Annotated in this window: 15 protein-coding genes and 1 pseudogene; 6 read left to right on the top strand and 10 right to left on the bottom strand. The window is 64.3% G+C overall.

What is annotated here, in order from left to right:
- Positions 1-112 precede the first annotated feature (112 nt).
- The 5 genes and pseudogenes from QU595_RS24065 (at position 113) to QU595_RS24045 (ending at position 3,392) form a co-directional block, all read left to right on the top strand.
- On the top strand, positions 113-1,339 hold the full coding sequence (locus tag QU595_RS24065) for an NnrS family protein (protein ID WP_315926742.1): 1,227 nt from the start codon (positions 113-115) through the stop codon (positions 1,337-1,339).
- Between the two features lie 194 nt (positions 1,340-1,533).
- Positions 1,534-1,977 carry an SRPBCC family protein gene (locus tag QU595_RS24060; protein ID WP_315926740.1) on the top strand — a complete coding sequence of 148 codons (444 nt, stop codon included), beginning with the start codon at positions 1,534-1,536 and terminating at the stop codon, positions 1,975-1,977.
- Between the two features lie 30 nt (positions 1,978-2,007).
- Positions 2,008-2,332: pseudogene (locus tag QU595_RS24055) on the top strand (hypothetical protein); the annotation flags it as partial.
- Between the two features lie 104 nt (positions 2,333-2,436).
- Positions 2,437-2,910 carry a Cys-tRNA(Pro) deacylase gene (gene ybaK / locus QU595_RS24050; RefSeq protein WP_315926738.1) on the top strand — a complete coding sequence of 158 codons (474 nt, stop codon included), beginning with the start codon at positions 2,437-2,439 and terminating at the stop codon, positions 2,908-2,910.
- 164 nt (positions 2,911-3,074) lie between these two features.
- On the top strand, positions 3,075-3,392 hold the full coding sequence (locus QU595_RS24045; protein WP_315926736.1) for a multidrug efflux SMR transporter: 318 nt from the start codon (positions 3,075-3,077) through the stop codon (positions 3,390-3,392).
- A 130-nt stretch (positions 3,393-3,522) separates the two neighbouring features.
- On the opposite strand, the gene QU595_RS24040 is transcribed toward QU595_RS24045, so the two are convergent.
- The 10 genes from QU595_RS24040 to QU595_RS23995 form a co-directional block, all read right to left on the bottom strand.
- Positions 3,523-4,350, bottom strand: coding sequence for an aldo/keto reductase (locus tag QU595_RS24040; protein ID WP_315926734.1), 828 nt, complete (start codon positions 4,348-4,350; stop codon positions 3,523-3,525).
- On the bottom strand, positions 4,347-5,378 hold the full coding sequence (locus QU595_RS24035) for an oligopeptide/dipeptide ABC transporter ATP-binding protein (protein ID WP_315926732.1): 1,032 nt from the start codon (positions 5,376-5,378) through the stop codon (positions 4,347-4,349). The genes QU595_RS24040 and QU595_RS24035 overlap by 4 nt, the downstream gene beginning before the upstream one ends.
- Positions 5,375-6,394: an ABC transporter ATP-binding protein gene (locus QU595_RS24030; RefSeq protein ID WP_315926730.1), complete on the bottom strand. Its 1,020-nt coding sequence runs from the start codon at positions 6,392-6,394 to the stop codon at positions 5,375-5,377. The genes QU595_RS24035 and QU595_RS24030 overlap by 4 nt, the downstream gene beginning before the upstream one ends.
- A gap of 6 nt (positions 6,395-6,400) precedes the next feature.
- On the bottom strand, positions 6,401-7,315 hold the full coding sequence (locus tag QU595_RS24025; RefSeq protein ID WP_315926728.1) for an ABC transporter permease: 915 nt from the start codon (positions 7,313-7,315) through the stop codon (positions 6,401-6,403).
- Positions 7,312-8,292, bottom strand: a complete 981-nt coding sequence (locus tag QU595_RS24020) for an ABC transporter permease (protein ID WP_315926726.1) — start codon at positions 8,290-8,292, stop codon at positions 7,312-7,314. Before QU595_RS24020 ends, QU595_RS24025 begins: the two co-directional genes overlap by 4 nt.
- Positions 8,293-8,330: 38 nt before the next feature.
- Complete coding sequence (locus QU595_RS24015; RefSeq protein WP_315926724.1) at positions 8,331-9,842, bottom strand: NAD-dependent succinate-semialdehyde dehydrogenase; 1,512 nt, start codon at positions 9,840-9,842, stop codon at positions 8,331-8,333.
- 29 nt (positions 9,843-9,871) lie between these two features.
- A complete protein-coding gene (locus QU595_RS24010) occupies positions 9,872-11,182 on the bottom strand; it encodes an FAD-binding oxidoreductase (protein WP_315926722.1) in 1,311 nt (436 codons plus the stop codon).
- Between the two features lie 13 nt (positions 11,183-11,195).
- Positions 11,196-12,860, bottom strand: coding sequence for a hydantoinase B/oxoprolinase family protein (locus QU595_RS24005; RefSeq protein WP_315926720.1), 1,665 nt, complete (start codon positions 12,858-12,860; stop codon positions 11,196-11,198).
- A 1-nt stretch (position 12,861) separates the two neighbouring features.
- Positions 12,862-14,922: a hydantoinase/oxoprolinase family protein gene (locus QU595_RS24000; protein WP_315926718.1), complete on the bottom strand. Its 2,061-nt coding sequence runs from the start codon at positions 14,920-14,922 to the stop codon at positions 12,862-12,864.
- 93 nt (positions 14,923-15,015) lie between these two features.
- Positions 15,016-16,608, bottom strand: coding sequence for an ABC transporter substrate-binding protein (locus tag QU595_RS23995; RefSeq protein WP_315926716.1), 1,593 nt, complete (start codon positions 16,606-16,608; stop codon positions 15,016-15,018).
- A 218-nt stretch (positions 16,609-16,826) separates the two neighbouring features.
- On the opposite strand from QU595_RS23995, the gene QU595_RS23990 reads away from it, so the two are divergent.
- Entirely contained in the window at positions 16,827-17,678 is an 852-nt protein-coding gene (locus QU595_RS23990; RefSeq protein ID WP_315926714.1) for an IclR family transcriptional regulator, read from the top strand.
- Positions 17,679-17,829 lie beyond the last annotated feature (151 nt).

The following is a 17,829-nucleotide window of genomic DNA, read 5'->3' as shown; positions in this document are numbered from 1 at the left end:
TGAAATACGTGGCCAGGTCCGGGCCGGCAACTGAGCCGCAATCGGCTTGATATGCCGCCGGGCAACATGCCTGCCGGCGCGTTCATTCGAGCAGCAACAGGGTAATAACGACATGGCTATCCCGCGCACGCGGCCGGGCAACTACCCGGCGATCCTTTCTTACGGTTTCCGGCCCTTCTTCCTGCTCGGCGCGCTCCATGCCGGCGTTTCGATCCTGTTCTGGTTGCCCGTTTTCTATGGTTTGCTCGACACGGCGAGCAGTTTCGCGCCGGTCGACTGGCATATCCATGAGATGCTGTTCGGCTATTTGGCCGCGATCGTCACGGGGTTCCTGCTGACGGCGATTCCGAACTGGACCGGCCGCTTGCCGGTGCAGGGCGCACCATTGCTGGGCCTTGCCTTGCTTTGGCTCGCGGGGCGCCTTGCGGTGTTCTTTTCGGTGCAGATCGGCTGGGTTGCGGCCGCTGTCATCGACAGCGCCTTCCTGCTCGCGGTCGCGGCCTCCGCCGCCACGGAGATCTGTGTCGGCCGCAACTGGCGCAATCTCAAGGTGCTGGCGCCGGTCAGCGTGTTGTTTGCCGCCAATCTGCTGTTCCATATCGAGGCGCATTACCAGGGCCTGTCGGACGTGAGCCGCCGCCTCGGCATCGGTGCCGCGATCCTGCTCATCACGATCATCGGCGGGCGCATCATACCGAGCTTCACCCGCAATTGGCTGGTCCGGGAGAATCCGGGGCGCCTGCCCGTTCCCTTCGCCCGCTTCGATGCTGTGGCGATCGGGCTTTCAGCCGTGGCGCTGGTGGCATGGGCCTTTCTGCCGGACCGATCCGGCACGGGCGCGATGCTGATCGTTGCGGCCCTGTTCAACGGGGCTCGGTTGGCCAGATGGGCGGGTGATCGTACCCTGCGCGATCCGCTCGTGTTCATCCTGCACCTGGCTTACGCCTTCGTGCCGATCGGGCTTTTCCTTGCCGGACTGGCCAGCATCTTCCCGGCCGACATACCTGTGGCGGCTGCTGTGCATGCGCTCAGTGCCGGCGCCATCGGCTGCATGACGCTGGCCGTCATGGTGCGCGCCACGCTCGGGCACACCGGCCGCGAACTGCACGCCGGAATAGATGGATGCATGGTCTTCGGCGGCGTCCTGCTTGCCGCCATCCTGCGCATATGCGCCGCTTTTCATCCCGAACAGGCCATATTGATGGAGGCATCGGCGGGGTCATGGGCGTTGGCTTTCTTGGGGTATTCGGCGTTCTTCGGCGGCATGCTGCTGCGCCGCAGATTGCGGGCAGGGGAGGGCGAAGGTCGCATGTTCGGCAAGCTGCGCTCGACGGGATGACCAGGCCCAATCCATAGCTGCTGGTCATGATAGTGCCCCTGTAGCGGCCGACAGGAGCCTTGATGGTCCGGAACTGGTCAAGTCTGCTACAGATAGCTGCCGCAACTTAAAAAAAATCCGGACGCCATGTCGGATTGGCGAAGTTGCGCTCGTCCTGGAAGCATTGACGAAAACCAGCAGCAAGGATGAACGATATGCCCAGCACCGTACGCCTGCACCGCGTTCTGGCGACCAGCCCCGAAAAAGTCTATCGCGCGTTCCTCGAGGCCGATGCGTTGGCCAAATGGCTTCCGCCCAACGGCTTCACCTGCACGGTCCATCATCTGGAGCCGGAGGTGGGCGGCACGTTCCGGATGTCGTTCCGCAATTTCACGACCGGCAACAGCCATTCCTTCGGCGGCTCCTATGTCGAGCTCGTTCCGGGCGAACGCCTGCGCTACACGGACAAGTTCGACGACCCCAACCTGGCCGGCGAGATCGTGGTGACCGTGTCGCTGAAGAAAGTCTCGGTCGGCACGGAACTGAATATCGAGCAGGCGGGCATTCCGGACCTCATTCCGGCCGAAGCCTGCTATCTCGGCTGGCAGGACTCGCTGCGCAACCTGGCGCGTCTGGTCGAGCCCGAGATCAACCAATAGGGCAGGTCTGAGTATGACCCGGCTTTCGCCGGGTCCATGCTCGCCAGTGGTTGGAACTCTACCGCGCTCCTGGAAAAGCTGGTGCATGGCAGTGGTCGCTTGCCGCCCAACCAGCATCATGTGCACGTCACCGTGCCGCGCGGCGCGAGCTATGAGGTGATCTCGCCGGCCGACCTGCCGGGCTGAGACGCCATGCCTGCCGCCGACAGCAAGGTCTTCGGCGAAAAATGGTGCCTGGGGCGCCGCAGCCTGGTGCTGCTGGTGCCTTCCGCGGCTGGACAGGAATGTGCTGATCGATCCCGTGCATCTGGAGTTTCCCGGCATCGAGGCAAGCCTGCACGAACCCATCTATTGAGACCGCCGCTTATTCGGCGCCTGATATCGGTGTTGCCGGCGCTGCAGTGACCTGTCGGTGAGCGCAGCCGTTGCGGCCGCCGTCCGCTCTGCTACAGGAAAGGCATGTCCAGAACCACGCCCGCCACGCTCGCGCTGACCAAAGCCGGCATCTTCTTCGAACTGGCAAGCTACGAATACGACGCCGGCGCCGAGCGGGTGGGTCTGCAGGCGGCCGAGGCCATGGGCGTGCCGGCCTCGGCCGTGCTGAAGACGCTGATGGTGGAAGTGGACGGCAAGCCGGCCTGCGTGGTGGTGCCATCCGACCAGGAAGTGAACATGAAGAAGGTAGCTGTAACCTTTGGCGGAAAATCCGCGCAGATGATGAAGCCCGCCGACGCCGAGCGGCTGAGCGGCTACAAGGTGGGCGGCATCAGCCCCTTCGGCCAGCGGCGGCCGGTGCCGACGGCGGTGGAGGAGATGGCTACGCTTGAAGACCGGGTCTATCTCAATGGCGGCCAGCGGGGATTGCAGATCCGGATGCGGCCGGGTGATCTGCTGCAGGTGCTGGCGGCGAAAGCGTCCGATCTGATCCGCTGAATCGGCCGCCCGCTCTCGGCAAGACCAGCACAGCAGATTTTGTTCCGCAGTTGAGGCGTCTTGCCGTCGCGGGTTCAGTCGGTCATGCAATGACGACGCGCATTGGCGGTTCTCGCGCAACCGGGAATCGCCCTAAGCTGACCTCCCGCAGGAGGAAAACAGCAATGGCATGGTTTTATCTCTTTCTCGCCGGCATCTGTGAGATCGGCTGGCCGATAGGACTGAAACTCGGCATGACCGATGAGGGACTCCAGACGAAATGGATCGGTTTCGCCGTGGTGTCGATGGCGCTGAGCGGCGCGCTGCTGCTCATCGCCCAGCGCTTCATTCCCATCGGCACTGCTTATGCCGTCTGGACCGGCATCGGCGCCGTGGGCACCTTCATTGTCGGCATCTATGCCTTTGGCGATCCCGGCACGTTCATGCGCATCCTGGGCGTGGTGCTGATCGCGGGCGGCATCATCACGCTGAAGCTGGCCTGAACCGAAGCGGCACGCCGGATGGCTGCACGCCGCAAGCCCGATGCTCTATCGGAAGGCCAATCTCTGTCTGTAAAGCGCCGATCGAACTGATCTTCTTGACAGACCGGCCTTGCACGGGCGGCAACCGCTTTCAGGGCCTGTCCCAGTCAGGCGCGAAATCGAAATCGCAGAGGCGCTGGTTTTGCGTCCGGAGCGCGCCGATCGTCGCCATTTCGGCTTCCGAAAGGGAAAAATCGAAGATCTGCGCGTTCTCTGCCAGCCGCTCCCTGCGGCTGGTGCGCGGGATGGCGCCGACGCCGTCCTGCTGGACGTGCCAGCGGAGCACGATTTGCGCCGGTGTCCTGCCATGACGGGTGGCAGCCTCGATGACGGCCCTTTCCTCGAACAGGGGGCCGCCGCGATAGAGAGGGCAATAGGAAACCATCGCTATGCCGGCCGCCCGGCAGGCGTCATGCACCTTCCTCTGGTCGAGATAGGGATGATACTCGACCTGATTGCAGATCAGGGGCGCTTCCGAAAACGCCAGCGCCTGCCGCATGAGGCCGGTGGTGAAGTTGGCAAGCCCGATATGGCGCGTCAATCCGCGGCGCAGCACCGTGTTCAGCGCTTCTACAGTGTCTTTCAGCGCGATCCTCGGATTGGGCCAATGGATCAGCAACAGATCGACATGATCGAGGTCGAGCCGTTTCAGGCTGGCTTCGGCCGAGCGCTCCAGAGCGGCGGGCGCCAGATCCGTCCACCACACCTTGGTGGTGACAAACATCTCGTCACGGCCGACGCCGGAGGCTTTCAGTCCTGCCCCCACAGCCTCCTCGTTTCCGTATTTCGCGGCCGTGTCGATCGAACGATAGCCGGTCCTAAGCGCCTGCTCGACCAGCTCGGCGCAATCGTCGCCCTTCAGCGTCCAGGTGCCGAACCCGAGCGCCGGAATGGCGGTGTCTCCAATCGTTGCGGTCATGTTTTAAGAGCCTCGTTGATCGGTCGGGCCATGGCCTGCGGCGGCGTGCCGGAACCGCTGACCAGATGGCAGGCGACAAGCCTGCCCTGCGGGCCGACGCTGCGCATGGCCGGCTCCTGCTGCCGGCATCTCGGCTCGGCAAAGGGGCATCGGGCGGAGAAATGGCAGCCCGCCGGCGGATTGGCGGGATCCGGCGGGTCTCCCTGAAGCACCACCGTGCGCGCCTGTCGCGTCGTGCCCGCGGCCATGCGCGGCACCGCCGACATCAGTGCCCAGCTATAGGGATGCAGCGGTTCGGCGAAAAACGCTTCGGCCGGCGCCTGCTCCACGATCTTGCCCAGATACATCACTGCTATGTCGTCACACATATATTCGACCACAGCCATGTCGTGCGAGATGAACAGATAGGTCAGCGCCAACTCGTCCTGCAGTCGGCGCAACAGGTTGAGCGTCTGCGCGCGCACCGCGACGTCGAGCGCTGAGACCGGTTCGTCGCACACTATCAACTTCGGCTCGCTGGCCAGCGCCCGGGCGATGTTGATGCGCTGCCGCTGCCCGCCGGAGAACTGGTGCGGGAACAGGAGCCGCTGGTCCGGACGCAGGCCGACGCCTTTCAGAAGCGCGCTCACCTTCTCGTCCCGCTCCGCGGGCGTTCCCCGGCCCAGCCGGTCGAGCGGCGCGCGCACGATGTCGCCCATGCGCATGCGCGGATTGAGCGACGAATAGGGATCCTGGAAGATGATCTGGTAGTCGGCCCGACTGCGCCGCAACGCGTCGCCCTTCAGTGCTGCGATATCCTGTCCGTCCAGGCGGATCGAGCCGGAAGTGGCTTCCACCAACCGCATCACCGCCAGGGCCGTCGTGGATTTGCCCGAGCCGCTCTCGCCGACCAGACCGAGCGTGCGGCCGCGCTCGATGTCGAAGGAAACGCCATTGACGGCGGGTACCTTCAACGGCGGTACGAACGGGTTGAGGCGCCTGCGCGTGAAATGGACGTTCAGGTCGCGGACTCGTAGCAACGGGCTCATGCCGCGGCCTCCAGCGGTGAATAGAGCCAGCAGGCCACATCATGCGCCTCGCCGAGGCGGGTAGCCGGGGGCGTGCGCGTGAAGCAGTGCGGCATGGCTTTCCCGCAACGGGCAGCGAACGGACATCCGGCGCCGAGTTCGTGCAGCGGCGGCACCACGCCGGCGATCTCAGGCAAGACCTTTGCGGACTGCTTCGACGTGCGTCCGAGTTCGGGAAGACAGGCGATAAGGCCCTGCGTGTAGGGATGGGCCGGGTTCTGCATGATCTCGGCGGTGTCGCCGGCTTCGATCGACATGCCGCCATACATCACGACCACGCGCTGGGTCATCTCGTTGATCACGCCCATGTCGTGCGTGACCAGAACCATCGAAGCGTCCAGCCGCCGCTGCAATTCCTGCAACTGGTAGAAGATCTGGGCCTGAACCGTCACGTCCAGCGCGGTCGTGGGTTCGTCGGCAAGGATGAGCGCCGGCTCGCAGGCGATGGCCATGGCGATGACGACGCGCTGGCGCATGCCGCCCGAGAACTGATGCGGATAGTCGTCGATACAGCGGTGCGGGGCGGGTATGCGCACGGCGTCCAGCAGCTCGATCGCTCGGTCGCGGGCGGCCCTGCGGGAAATGTCGAGGTGCAGTCTGAGCGCTTCGCCGATCTGCTCGCCCACGGTGAACACCGGATTGAGCGCCGTCATAGGCTCCTGGAAGATCATCGACACGCGGTTGCCGCGGATTTGCCGCATGCGCGCCTCGGAGGCCGTCGCAATATCCTCTCCGTCGAAGCGTATCGAGCCCGACGAGATAGCAGCCTGCGATGGCAACAGCCGCATGATGGCCAGCAAGGTCATGCTCTTGCCGCAGCCGGATTCGCCGACCACGCCCAGCGTGCCTCCCTTGCCGATCGAGAAGCTGACATCGTTGAGCACCCTAATCGTGCCGTAGCGTCCCTTCAGCGCGACGTTCAGGTTGCACACGTCCAATGTGGTGTCTGTCGGTGCCTGCTTGGAATGGTTCTGCATGTTGCCTCACCTTTCCCTGAGCTTGGGGTTGAGAGCGTCGTTGAGGCCGTCGCCGATCAGGCTGATGGCCAGAACGGTGAGGAAGATCGCCGCGCCGGGGATCGTCACGGACCACCAGGCGTCCAGGATGTAGTCGCGGCTGGTGCCGATCATCAGGCCCCAGGTCATGGTGTTGGCGTCGCCGAGGCCGAGGAAATTGAGACCGGCAGAGAGCAGGATGGCAATGCCGATGCTGAGCGCCGCCGAGACGATCAGCGGCGGCATGGCGTTCGGCAGGACCACCAGCCAAATCAGCCGGCTGTCGGTCGCGCCGATGGCGCGGTCGGCCGTCACATAATCCAGTTTCCGGATGCGCTTGAATTCTGCGCGCGTCAGCCGCGCGACCGAAGGCCAGCTCGCCAGGCCGATGGCCAAGGCCACCGTCCACAGCGACGAGGAGAACAGCGTGACCAGCACCATGGCGAACAGCAGCGCCGGAAGCACCTGGAAGAATTCCGTGACCTTCATCAGAAGGCGGTCGACCATGCCGCCGAAATAGCCGGCCAGCGCGCCGATGCCGATGCCTATGACAAGGCTCAAGCCGGCCGCGATGGCGCCGACCGCAAGCGTAGGACGCCCGCCATAGACGATGCCGGTCAGCACGTCATGCCCGAGATAGTCCGTGCCGAAAGGATAGTCGCCGAACAGGTCTGGCGGCTCCATCGGCGCGCCGGCCATGGCGAAGGGGTCGGCGTTCATCACCAGCGGGCCGATCAGCGAAACGGCCAGGATGAACGCCAGGATCACCGTCCCGACCAGCGCCGAAGGGTTCGAGACGAAAAGGATCAGCGTCTCGCGGAACGGATGGATCGCCTTCGTTTCCCCGGCCGCCGCTTGCAAGGGCGCGGCCAGTGCGCTCTCCTGTTGGATAAACTGCGTCATCTTCCTTCCTTCATGCGCGGATCGATGCGCTGATAGAGAAGATCGGTGAGAGCGTTCGCCACGATGGTCAGCGCCGCCGAGCAGGCGAGTATTGCCAGGATCGTTGGATAGTCGCGCCGCAGGATGGAATCGAACGCCAGCCGCCCGAGTCCCGGCCAGTTGAACACGGTCTCCACCAGCACGGCACCCGCGATCATGTTGCCGAACTGCATGCCGATCATGGTCACGACCGGAAGCATGGCGTTGCGCAGCGCATGGCGGGACAGGAGCGCGAACTCGCCGACGCCCTTGGCGCGGGCGGTGCGGATATAGTCCGCGCCGAGAACCTCCAGCATGCTGGCCCGCGTCAGCCGGCTGTACTGGGCAAGATAAACGATACCGAGTGTGATTGCCGGCAGCACGAGATGCCACAGCACGTCGAGCGTCGAATCCAGCATGCCGCCCTCCATGCCGGCGTCGCGCATGCCCGAGATCGGAAAGATCGGGATCGTGGAGGCGAACAATATGGTCAGCAGGATGCCCGTCCAGAATACCGGCGCCGCGTAGCCCACGAGCGAAAGCACCGTGACCGACTGGCTGAGAAGTCCGTCCGGCTTGCGCGCTGCCAGCACGCCGAGCAGGACCCCGAGCACGACGGAGATGACCAGCGCGCTGAACACCAACAGCATGGTCGCGGGCAACCGCTGGAGGATGAGTTCCGACACAGGCTGGTTGAAGTAGTAGGAAAAGCCCAGATTGCCGGAGAATATCTGCTTCAGGTAGGCCACAAGCTGCTCGAGGAAACTCCGGTCCAGCCCGTAGGTAGCACGGATTTGCGCCCGCAACTCCTCGCTCATGCCCCCGGCCGCGCCGGCGATGGCTTCGACCGGATCGCCGGGCGCAAGCTTGATGAGCGTGAAGTTCAGCGTCACCACGGCCAGGATCAGCAGGCACGCGCCTGCGATCCTACCGGCAACAGCCATCAGCGTTCTCGACATGCACAGCTCCTCCCTGCCGTGTGTCCGGGTCTCGGAGATCAGTTCCCGATCCCGGCGAGGCAGATATATTTGACCTCGAGATAGTCCTCGACGCCGTATTTCGAGCCTTCTCGGCCGAGGCCCGATTCCTTGACGCCCCCGAAAGGCGCAACATCGGTGGAAATGATGCCGGTGTTGACGCCAACGATGCCGGATTCCAGCGCCTCGGCGACCCGCCAGACGCGTCCGATATCGCGCCCGTAGAAATAGCCGCAGAGCCCGAACGGCGTAGCGTTCGCCCGGCCGATCACTTCAGCCTCGTCCTCGAAGGAGAACAGCGGTGCCACCGGGCCGAACGTCTCTTCCGACGAGACCAGCATTTCATCCGTAGCGCCGGTGAGTATGGTCGGTTCGAAGAACGTGCCGCCCAGCGCATGACGCTTGCCGCCCGTGGCAATCGTCGCTCCCTTGGCCTGGGCGTCGCCGAGATGCGCTTCGACCTTGGCCACGGCGGCCTCGTCTATCAGCGGACCCTGATCGACATCCGGATCTGTGCCGGCGCCGACCCGCAGTTCCCGGACCCGCTTGGCCAGCCTGCCGGCGAAGTCGGCGTAGACACTGCTTTGCACGTAGACGCGGTTGGCGCACACGCAGGTCTGGCCGGCATTGCGGAACTTTGATGCCATCAGGCCCTCGACCGCGGCGTCGAGGTCGGCATCGTCGAAGACGATGAAGGGCGCGTTGCCGCCCAGCTCCAGCGACACGCGCTTGACCGTATCGGAGCACTGCCGCATCAGGATCTTGCCGACCTCGGTGGACCCGGTGAAGGACAGCTTGCGCACGATGGGATTGCCGGTGAGTTCGGCACCCACCTCCTTCGGGTCCGAGGAGGTGACGACGCTGAAGATGCCGGCGGGCACGCCTGCCCGTTCAGCCAAAACGGCGAGCGCCAGCGCCGAAAGCGGCGTCTGCTCAGCCGGCTTCACGACCATCGGACTGCCGCCGGCCAGAGCGGCTCCGGCCTTGCGCGTGATCATGGCCGACGGAAAGTTCCAGGGCGTGATGGCGGCGCAGACACCGATCGGCTGCTTGATGACGACGATGCGCTGGCCGGCATGCGGGGCGGGGATGGTGTCGCCATAGACGCGCTTGGCCTCCTCGGAGAACCATTCGAGGAAGGACGCCGCATAGTCGATCTCGCCGCGCGCCTCCTTCAGCGGCTTGCCCTGTTCGGCGGTGAGCAGGCGCGCCAGATCCTCGCGGTTTTCCTGCATCAGGTCGGCCCATTTCTTCAAGGTCGCGGCGCGCTGCTTACCCGTAAGGACACGCCACGCCGGCCATGCGGCCTGGGCCGCCTCGATGGCCTGCTGCACCTGCCGTCGGCCGACGTCCGGCACCGTGCTCACCAGATCGCCGTTGAAGGGGTCGCGCACGTCGAAACGCTTTCCGCCATCCGCCTTCACCCAATCCCCGCCGATGAAGCAGCGGTCTCGAAGCAACGCGGGATCCTTGAGTTCGAGGCTGCGGCCTGTGCGGGGATCGGCTGTTCTGTGGGCGGCGGCGCTTGTCATGGCTTCCTCGAATGAACTCTCCGAACAGTTCAGGAGAACTGGTCCAGCATGCGGTAATAGGTGATCATCGCGTGCACGCCGACACGGTGGAAGGCGTGAAAGGGGATCGGGTGAAGGTCCGAAACGGGGTAGGGCAACGAGCGGCTGTCCGCACCGAGGCAAGCGGCGGCCAGGATCTTGCCCATCATCGTTCCCATGCCGACGCCGCGCCCGTTGCAGCCCAGAGCGCTGAAGACGCCGGGCGCGAGCTGATGCAGATGCGGGATTTGGTCGGTGGTCATGGCGACGCGCCCGGCCCAGCGATAGGGGAACTGCGTGCCGCGCAGCATCGGAAACAGCGTGCAGGCGGCCTCGACCAACGACTGGACATCGCGTTCGCTGGGAAGCGCTTTAAACGGGCCGCGGGAGCCGATGATGAAGCGATGGTCGCGGTCCTTGCGAAAATACCACACCAGCCGGCGCGTGTCGGCCATGGATTCCACCACGGGCAGCACCTGGCGGCGCAGCTCTTCCGGTAACGGCTTCGAGGCGATCTGCATCGAATAGAGCGGCACCACCGATTGCCGCAGCCCCGGCCAGATGGGCGTGTTGTAGCCGTTCGTTGCGATAACCACCTTGTTGGCCAGAACCGAGCCGTCTTTCGTGGCCACTTTCCAGCCGGACGCGTCACGCTTGATCGACCGCACCTGTGAATCGGAGAATACCCGAGCCCCGAGCGACGCGGCCGCGATCGCCATGCCGCGCGCGTAGCTGAGTGGCTGGACCGTGCCGCCGTTACGGAACAGCAGGCCGAGCGGATAGAGGCCGGTGCCGGCCAGACGTTTTAGCGCATCGGTTTCGAGAAGCTCGACCGGCGCGCCGCGGCTCTGCCACTGGCGCTGGCGCGACCTTATGGTGTCGCAGCCGCTTTCGCCGTGGGCGGCTTGGATCCAGCCCGTCTGCCGGAGATCGCAGGCGATGTCGAACCGGCGCACAAGGTCGAAGACCACGTCGGCGGTTTTGGAAACCATATCCAGCACGGTCTCCCCCAACTCGTCGCCATAGACCTTGGCGATGCCGTCGGGGTCGTATTTGAACGCCGGGATCACCTGGCCACCATTGCGGCCCGAGGCGCCAAATCCTGGCTCGCGGGCATCCAGAACGACGACGTCGCTGCCTTGCCCGGCAAGGTCGATCGCCGCCGAAAGGCCTGTATAGCCGCTGCCGACGATGACGACGCCGGCCTTGTGCGCACCCCGCAAGGTTGGATATCGTGGCGCGACGATTGCTGTCTGGTGCCAGAGCGAGGTTTCGAAACTGTCCCTCGCGGGATTTTCGAAGACCGGCGGATTGATGCTCATCGTCTTCTACTCGTCAGGCGTAACGTTCGTCTGCGTCCCGGGCGGCGAGGCTCGGGTCGCGCCGCGCGGGCTCGCCCCAGCCACCGCCGCCGGCGCTTTCCAGCCGCACGACGTCGCCGGCACGGAGCGGCAGGCCGATTTCCTTAGACGTCAGGCGCCGTTCGCTTGCCGCGCCGGGGTTCAACACGGCGCCGGCCGGCCGCCCGGGGCCGCCGCCCTCGAAGCCCCAGGGCGCGGTCCGGTCGTTACCCTGCTGGAAGAACACGCTGACCATCAGATCGTCGGCAAGCAACTCGTAGTCGCGCCGCATGGCGAGTCCGCCCCGGTGTTCGCCGGTTCCCCCGGACGTTTCGATCAGTTCCGAGCGACGGATGCGGACGGGGCTGGTGGTCTCGAACACTTCTGCCGATAGCAGGCCGCAATTGCCGCCATGTGTGTCGACGGCCTGCAGCCCGTCGCCGCTGGCGTGACCGCCCATGCCGCCGCCGATGATGTCGTGCACGATGAAATAGCGCGCTTCGCCGTAGCGTTCGGCCACCTCCTTGCGGGTGTCGAAGCCGCCGGCACGGAATGACGGAAAGGAGATGTGGCAGCCGGCGGCAGAGCGCTCCGGAACCAGGTCGGCCAGTGCCTTCAGCACCACGTCGGCTACGGCCTGCTGCGCATAGTGGCGGTTGCCGACTGCTGCGGGCCGGTGCGGGTTGAGGAAGCTGCCGGCCGGCACCTTGATCGAGATCGGCCGGTTGCAGCCGCCATTGCTCAGCGTCTCCATGCCGATCACGCAGCGGATGGCATAGAGCGTCATCGAGCAGGTGGAGGCGGCGGGACAGTTCAGGGCGTTGCGGCGCTGCATGTCCGTTCCGGAAAAATCGACCTCGATCTCGTCTCCACGGATGGCGACCGTCACCGCCAGCCTGACCGGCGCCTTGCTGGACACGTCGTCCTCGATCCATATCTCGGCGGAACGCGTCACGTCCGGGATCGCGGCGATGGCGTTGCGCATGAAGCGCTCGCCATAGGCGAGGCATTCGCTCGCGAGCGCCTTGAAACGTTCGACGCCGTAGCGTTCCAGCAGCTTGGCGACGCGGCGTTCGCCCGTGCGGCAGCCGGCAATCTGTGCCCTGATGTCGCCTGTGCAGGCGCGCGGGTTGCGCACGTTGGCGGAAATGAACCGGAACGCGGTTTCGTTCTGCACGCCCTCGCGCACCAGATGCATCGGCGGGAAGATCAAACCTTCTGCGAACAATTCGAGATTGTCGGGCGCGGTGGTGCTGGGCAGCTTGCCGCCGATATCGACATGATGGGCGACCGTCGCGGTAATGGCGATCAACTCGTCGCCGTGGAAGACGGGACTCAGCAATACGATGTCCGGAGTGTGGGTGCAGCCGCGATACGGATCGTTGCAGACCAGCACGTCACCGGGTCGCCAGCTCTCCAGCGGGATCTCCTTGACGATGCCCCGGAGCGCGTAGGTCAGGATGCCAAGCTGGGCCGGAATGGTGTCGGCCTGTGCCAGCATCTCGCCATGCGGAACGACGAGCGCGCAGGAATAGTCGAGCATGTCCCAGATGATCGGCGAGAAGGCGGAGCGCCGCAGCGCGGCCGACATTTCTTCGGCAATGGCCGCCAACTGGTACTGGAAGACGTCGCGGTCGATGATGTCGGCGACTTTGGACATTTCAGTTCTCCTCCGCTATCGCGATGATGCGCAGCACGCCGTCGCGGCCCACTTGCGCCTCCTGTGTCGGAAGCACGAAGATGGTGGTGTCCGGCTGGTTGATGACGGCCGGTCCCGTCAGCCGGTCGCCTTCGTGAAGGCTGTTGCGGCGATACACGTTTACCTCGCGGTAGCCGAGCGCCGGTCCCAGATAGACGCTGCGCCGGCCGGGCTTCACGGGAGTCTCGCGCACCTCAGACAGGGAGTTCTCGGTTTTCGGCTTCGCGACGTTGCCGACGCCTTCCAGCCTGAGATTGACCACCTCGCAAGGGATCGAACCGTCGGCGAAACCGTAGGCTCGCTCATGCGCCCGGCTGAATTGCTCTGCGAGTTGTCCCGCGTTCCAGCGGATCGCGCCGTTATCATGTTCGATGGGCAAGGTCAGTTCGTGCACCTGGCCGACATAGCGCAGGTCTGCGAGATAGCGGATCTGGCGGTCCTGCGCCGCCACGCCGTCCCGCTCGAACGCCTGCCGGGCCAGTTCGCGCATACCGCTGCCGGCGCTGTCGAGGGCGTCGTGATCGACGGCGTCGAGTTGCGCCAGGAAAGGGGTCTGGAAAGTATAGCGGATATCGCTGAGCAGCAGGCCGGAGGCCGAGAAGACGCCGGGCCGCGAAGGAATTACGATGTCGCGCATTTCGAGGTCCTCGGCCAGGAAAGGCGCGAAAATCGATCCCGCGCCGCCGAAGGCGAGCAGGGAAAATTCGCGCAGATCGTGGCCGCGTTCGACCGAAAGGCTGCGGATGGCCTGCGCCATCTGCGCATTGGCAATGGTGATCATCGCATAGGCCGCATCCTCCACGCTGATCGAGAGCCGGTCGGCGATGGCAGCTTTGATGGCATGCTTTGCCTTGCCGGTGTCTAGCCGCATTTCGCCACCGAGATATTCGTCGGCGTCGAGCAAGCCGAGAACCAGCGCCGCATCGGTCAGGGTTGGTAGCGTGCCGCCGCGTCCATAGCAGGCCGGACCCGGCACCGAGCCCGCCGAAGCCGGCCCGACGCGGATCGCACCGCCGAGATCGACCGAACCGATCGAACCGCCGCCGGCCGAGATGGTCGGGATGTCCAGCGTCGTCAGCCTCAGCACCTCGCCGTTGATTAGGCGTTCGTTGGCGGTCACGGCAGCGCCTTCGGCAATCAGCGAGAAGTCGGCCGAGGTGCCGCCCATGTCGAAGGTGATGATGTTGGGCGTCGCGTGGTCGCGACTGATGGCGCAACCGGCGACGACGCCGCCGGCCGGGCCGGACAGGAGCATGGTGGCGGGGTTGTCGCGCGCCGCCTGGATGGTCGAGACCCCGCCGTCGCTGCGCATCAGGAGCACCGGTGCCATCATGCCAATGGCGGGTAGAGCGGTCTCCAGCTTGCGGATGTACTCGTCCACCGCCGGGCCGACATAAGCCGCCGTGACGGTGGTGTTGGTGCGCGGATATTCCTCGATCTGGGGGTTGATGACCGAGCTGCAATAGACCGGCAGGTCGGGGGCCCTGCTCTTCAGCGCGCGGGCGAGAAGCTGTTCGTGGGCTGGGTTCAGGTGGCTGAACAGCAGGCTGATCGCGACCGCCTCTGGCTTCAGCGCCAGGATCGCCTCCACCGTGCGCTCCGCTTCCTGCTCCGAAAGCGCCGCAGCGACGCCGCCGAAGGCGTCCAGTCGTTCATCGACCTCGATGACGCGCGATCGCGGAACCAGCGGCATGGTGCGTGTCTGGGTCAGCGAATAGGGCAGGCCGCGACGCTGGGTAGCTATCTCGAGCACGTCGCGGAAGCCTTGCGTGACAGCCAGCACCACGCGCGCGCCGCTGCGCGTCAGCCAGACGTTGGTGGCGATGGTGAAGCCATGCACGAAGATGTCGATGTCCGACGGTTTCACGCCGGCCCACCCGGTGAGCCGCAATATGCCGGCGACGATCGCGTCGCTTGTGCCGGGCGTGGTGAGCACCTTGTCGGCGAAAGTCCTGCCGCTGGCGCTGTCGGCAAGCACGACGTCCGTGAAGGTGCCGCCGACGTCTGCGGAAAGAGAGATCATTGGAAGCTCGCTATGGGGCGGTTGGTCTGCATGTTTCTTCGATCCCGCCGCCGGTTGAGGCGGCGGGCGAAAAGTTCGTTTTCCGCCTGCGCGTCAGGCGAGGCGGATCTCGTCGAACGGCGCCAGGGCGCCGAACACGCTCAGCGAAACGTTGGCGAGCTTCTTGTTGTAGACGGTCGTGTAGATGCCCTCGTTCGTCCAGATGAAGGCCAGATCCTCGCTGACGATCTTCTGGAACTCGGCATACATCTCCTTGCGCCGTGCCGGGTCGTTCTCGGTCGCGGCCTTCGTCAGCAGTTCGTCCACCTTCGGGTTCGAATAGCCTTCGGTGTTCGTCCAGGTCTGCTTCTTGATGTTGGAGGACAGGAAGGAGCGATTGACCCCGACCACCGGATCGGACCAGTTCCAGGTCGAATTCATGGTCATCTGGTAGTTCCACTGGCCGACCTTGCTCGACCAGTCGGCAAGGTCGGTGCTCTTGCGGATCTGCACGTCGATGCCGACCCGGCGCAGCTGCGACTTCAGGTAGTCCGCCACCAGTTGCATGGAGTCCGGCTCGAACGTCGGCACGTCGAGCGTGAGCTGGATACGGATGTCGCCGCTCTTGCGCACGAGCCCCGCCTCGTCGAGAAGCTGGTTGGCCTTGTTGAGATCGAACGGATAGCGGGTCAGCGCATCTCTTGCGAAATAGGCGCTGCCGCTGTGGAGCGGACCGTCGAGCGGCCGCGACATGCCCTTGTGCAACGTCTTGGAGATGAAGTCCTTGTCGATGGCATGCGCGATGGCCTGGCGTACGCGTATGTCGTTGAACGGTGCCTCGCGCAGGTTCAGTTCCAGATAATTGACCGGCCCCAGCGCTTCATAACCCTTGCTTGTGACGACAAGCGCCTCGTTCTCCGACAGCCGTTTGAGGTCGTTCACCCGCAGGAACGAGAAGGGCAGGTAGTCGATGTCGCCCTTTTCCATGGAAAGCGCCTTGGTCAGCGAGTCCTCGATCAGCTTGAACACCAACCGGTCGAAATGCGGCTGACCAGAACGGAAGAATTCGGCATGGCGCTCGAGGATCAGATGCTCGCCCTGACGCCATTCCACGAATTTGTAGGGGCCGGAGCCGATCGGCGCGTTGTTGGCCGGATTGGTCTGGATGGCGCCGGCATTCTTGCCGAAGACGTGTTCGGGCATGATGGGGGTGAGGGCGGGCGTCAGCAGGCCGAACAGACCGACGAAGGGCTTCTTGACACGGATCGAGATAGTATGGTCGTCCAGTGCCTTCACGCTTTCCAGGATCGCGCCGTAGGTGACCGACATCAGCGGGTGCGAGGCCTTCACTGTTTCCAGCGAAAAGACGACGTCGCTCGCCTTGATCGGCTTGCCGTCGTGGAAGACGGCGTTGTCCACCAGGTTGAACCGGTACTCCAGGCCGTCCTTCGAGACCTCCCAGCTCTTGGCCAGATAGGGAACGGGCGCGAAGGCGCGGTCAAGCTGGACGAGGCCGGCGAAAAGCTGCGTGCCGGGCACGCCGGTGGCGTTGCCGGGCTGGATCGCGGGGTTGAGCGTACGCATGCTCTGGCTGCCGATGTTCAGAACGCCACCAGTGGCGGCCTGCGCCGACGCCATCTTCTGCAAAGTGAGGGCCGTGGCCAGGCCGGCGGCCTGTGCCAGAAAACTCCTGCGCGAATAGTGCACTGATTCCTCCCTCAGATTGCATTTTCGCCTTTTGTATATCGCATAGCGATTTATCTAAATCGCATTTAGAGATGGTTAAATCGTTGACAGCGCAATGTCAAGCTCGTTAGATGATTCAAGAACGGTCAAAAAACCGACCGTCGGCGACAATCATCTTGGCTAGTCAAATGCAGGCTTTGTAGTTCGGAGCTACCCTGCGGAAGCCTTCGAGAGAGCAAATGGATTCCAAGGTGACGTCCAAAGAAGAAGACCAGCAAAGCCGTCTCTATATTCAGTCCTTCGCCAAGGGGCTGGCGGTTATCCTGGCCTTCAGGCCCGGCCGCAGGGAGATGAATCTTCCGGAGCTGGCCGCAGAGACCGGTATGAGCAAAAGCGCGGTGCAGCGCTTCGCCTTCACGCTGGAGACGCTCGGCTATCTGCGCAAAGATCCGGATAGTAAGCGCTACTCCCTGACCCCGAAGGTCATCGAGCTGGGCTATCGCTATCTGCTGATCGATCCGATCCTGGAGCGCGCCAGCCCCTATCTGCTGGAACTCAACCGCAAGTGCGGCGAGAACATCAACATCTCCGAGCCGGACGACACGGACATGGTCTATGTCGGCCGCTTCCCCGGCTTCCACTACATGCCCGTCTATATGCCGATCGGCCGCAGGCTGCCCATGTTCTGCACCTCCGCCGGGCGCGCCTATCTCGCTGCCCTGTCACAGGAGCAGGCCGCCGAGATGATCGATCGCTCGCAACTGGAGAAATTCACCCCGACCACGGTGGTGGACAGGCAGGAACTGCTCGACCTAGTGGAGAAGGCGCGGCAGGACGGCTACGCCACTGCCAATGGCGAATATTATCAGGGCGATCTCGGCATCGGCATCGCCATCCGCGACCACCACGGCCAGCCGGCCGCCGTCATCAACATGTCCGCGCCGAGCAGCCGGTGGAGCCTGCCGCGCATGGAGCAGGAACTGGCGCCGCAACTCCTGGAAGTGTCGCGGCTGATTTCCTCCATCCCGCCGGAACCGCGCAAGGCCACCCCCTTCAAGCGCGGCATAGAAGAAGTCCAGGCACAGCGCTGATCCGATAGCACATGAGGCGACCTCGCTTGCATCATCGAAAAGCGGTCGCCTAGAATGTGGCCCTCGTCTGGAAAGACGTATTGAGGTGTTCGCGGGCTGTTGCGTGCAGGGAGTTCCGATGTCGAGGGCCAATCCGCAGTTCAACAAGGAC

This window comes from Mesorhizobium sp. SP-1A (assembly GCF_032460275.1).
Classification (GTDB): Bacteria; Pseudomonadota; Alphaproteobacteria; order Rhizobiales; family Rhizobiaceae; genus Mesorhizobium.
This window is presented reverse-complemented; position numbering and strand designations above follow the sequence as displayed.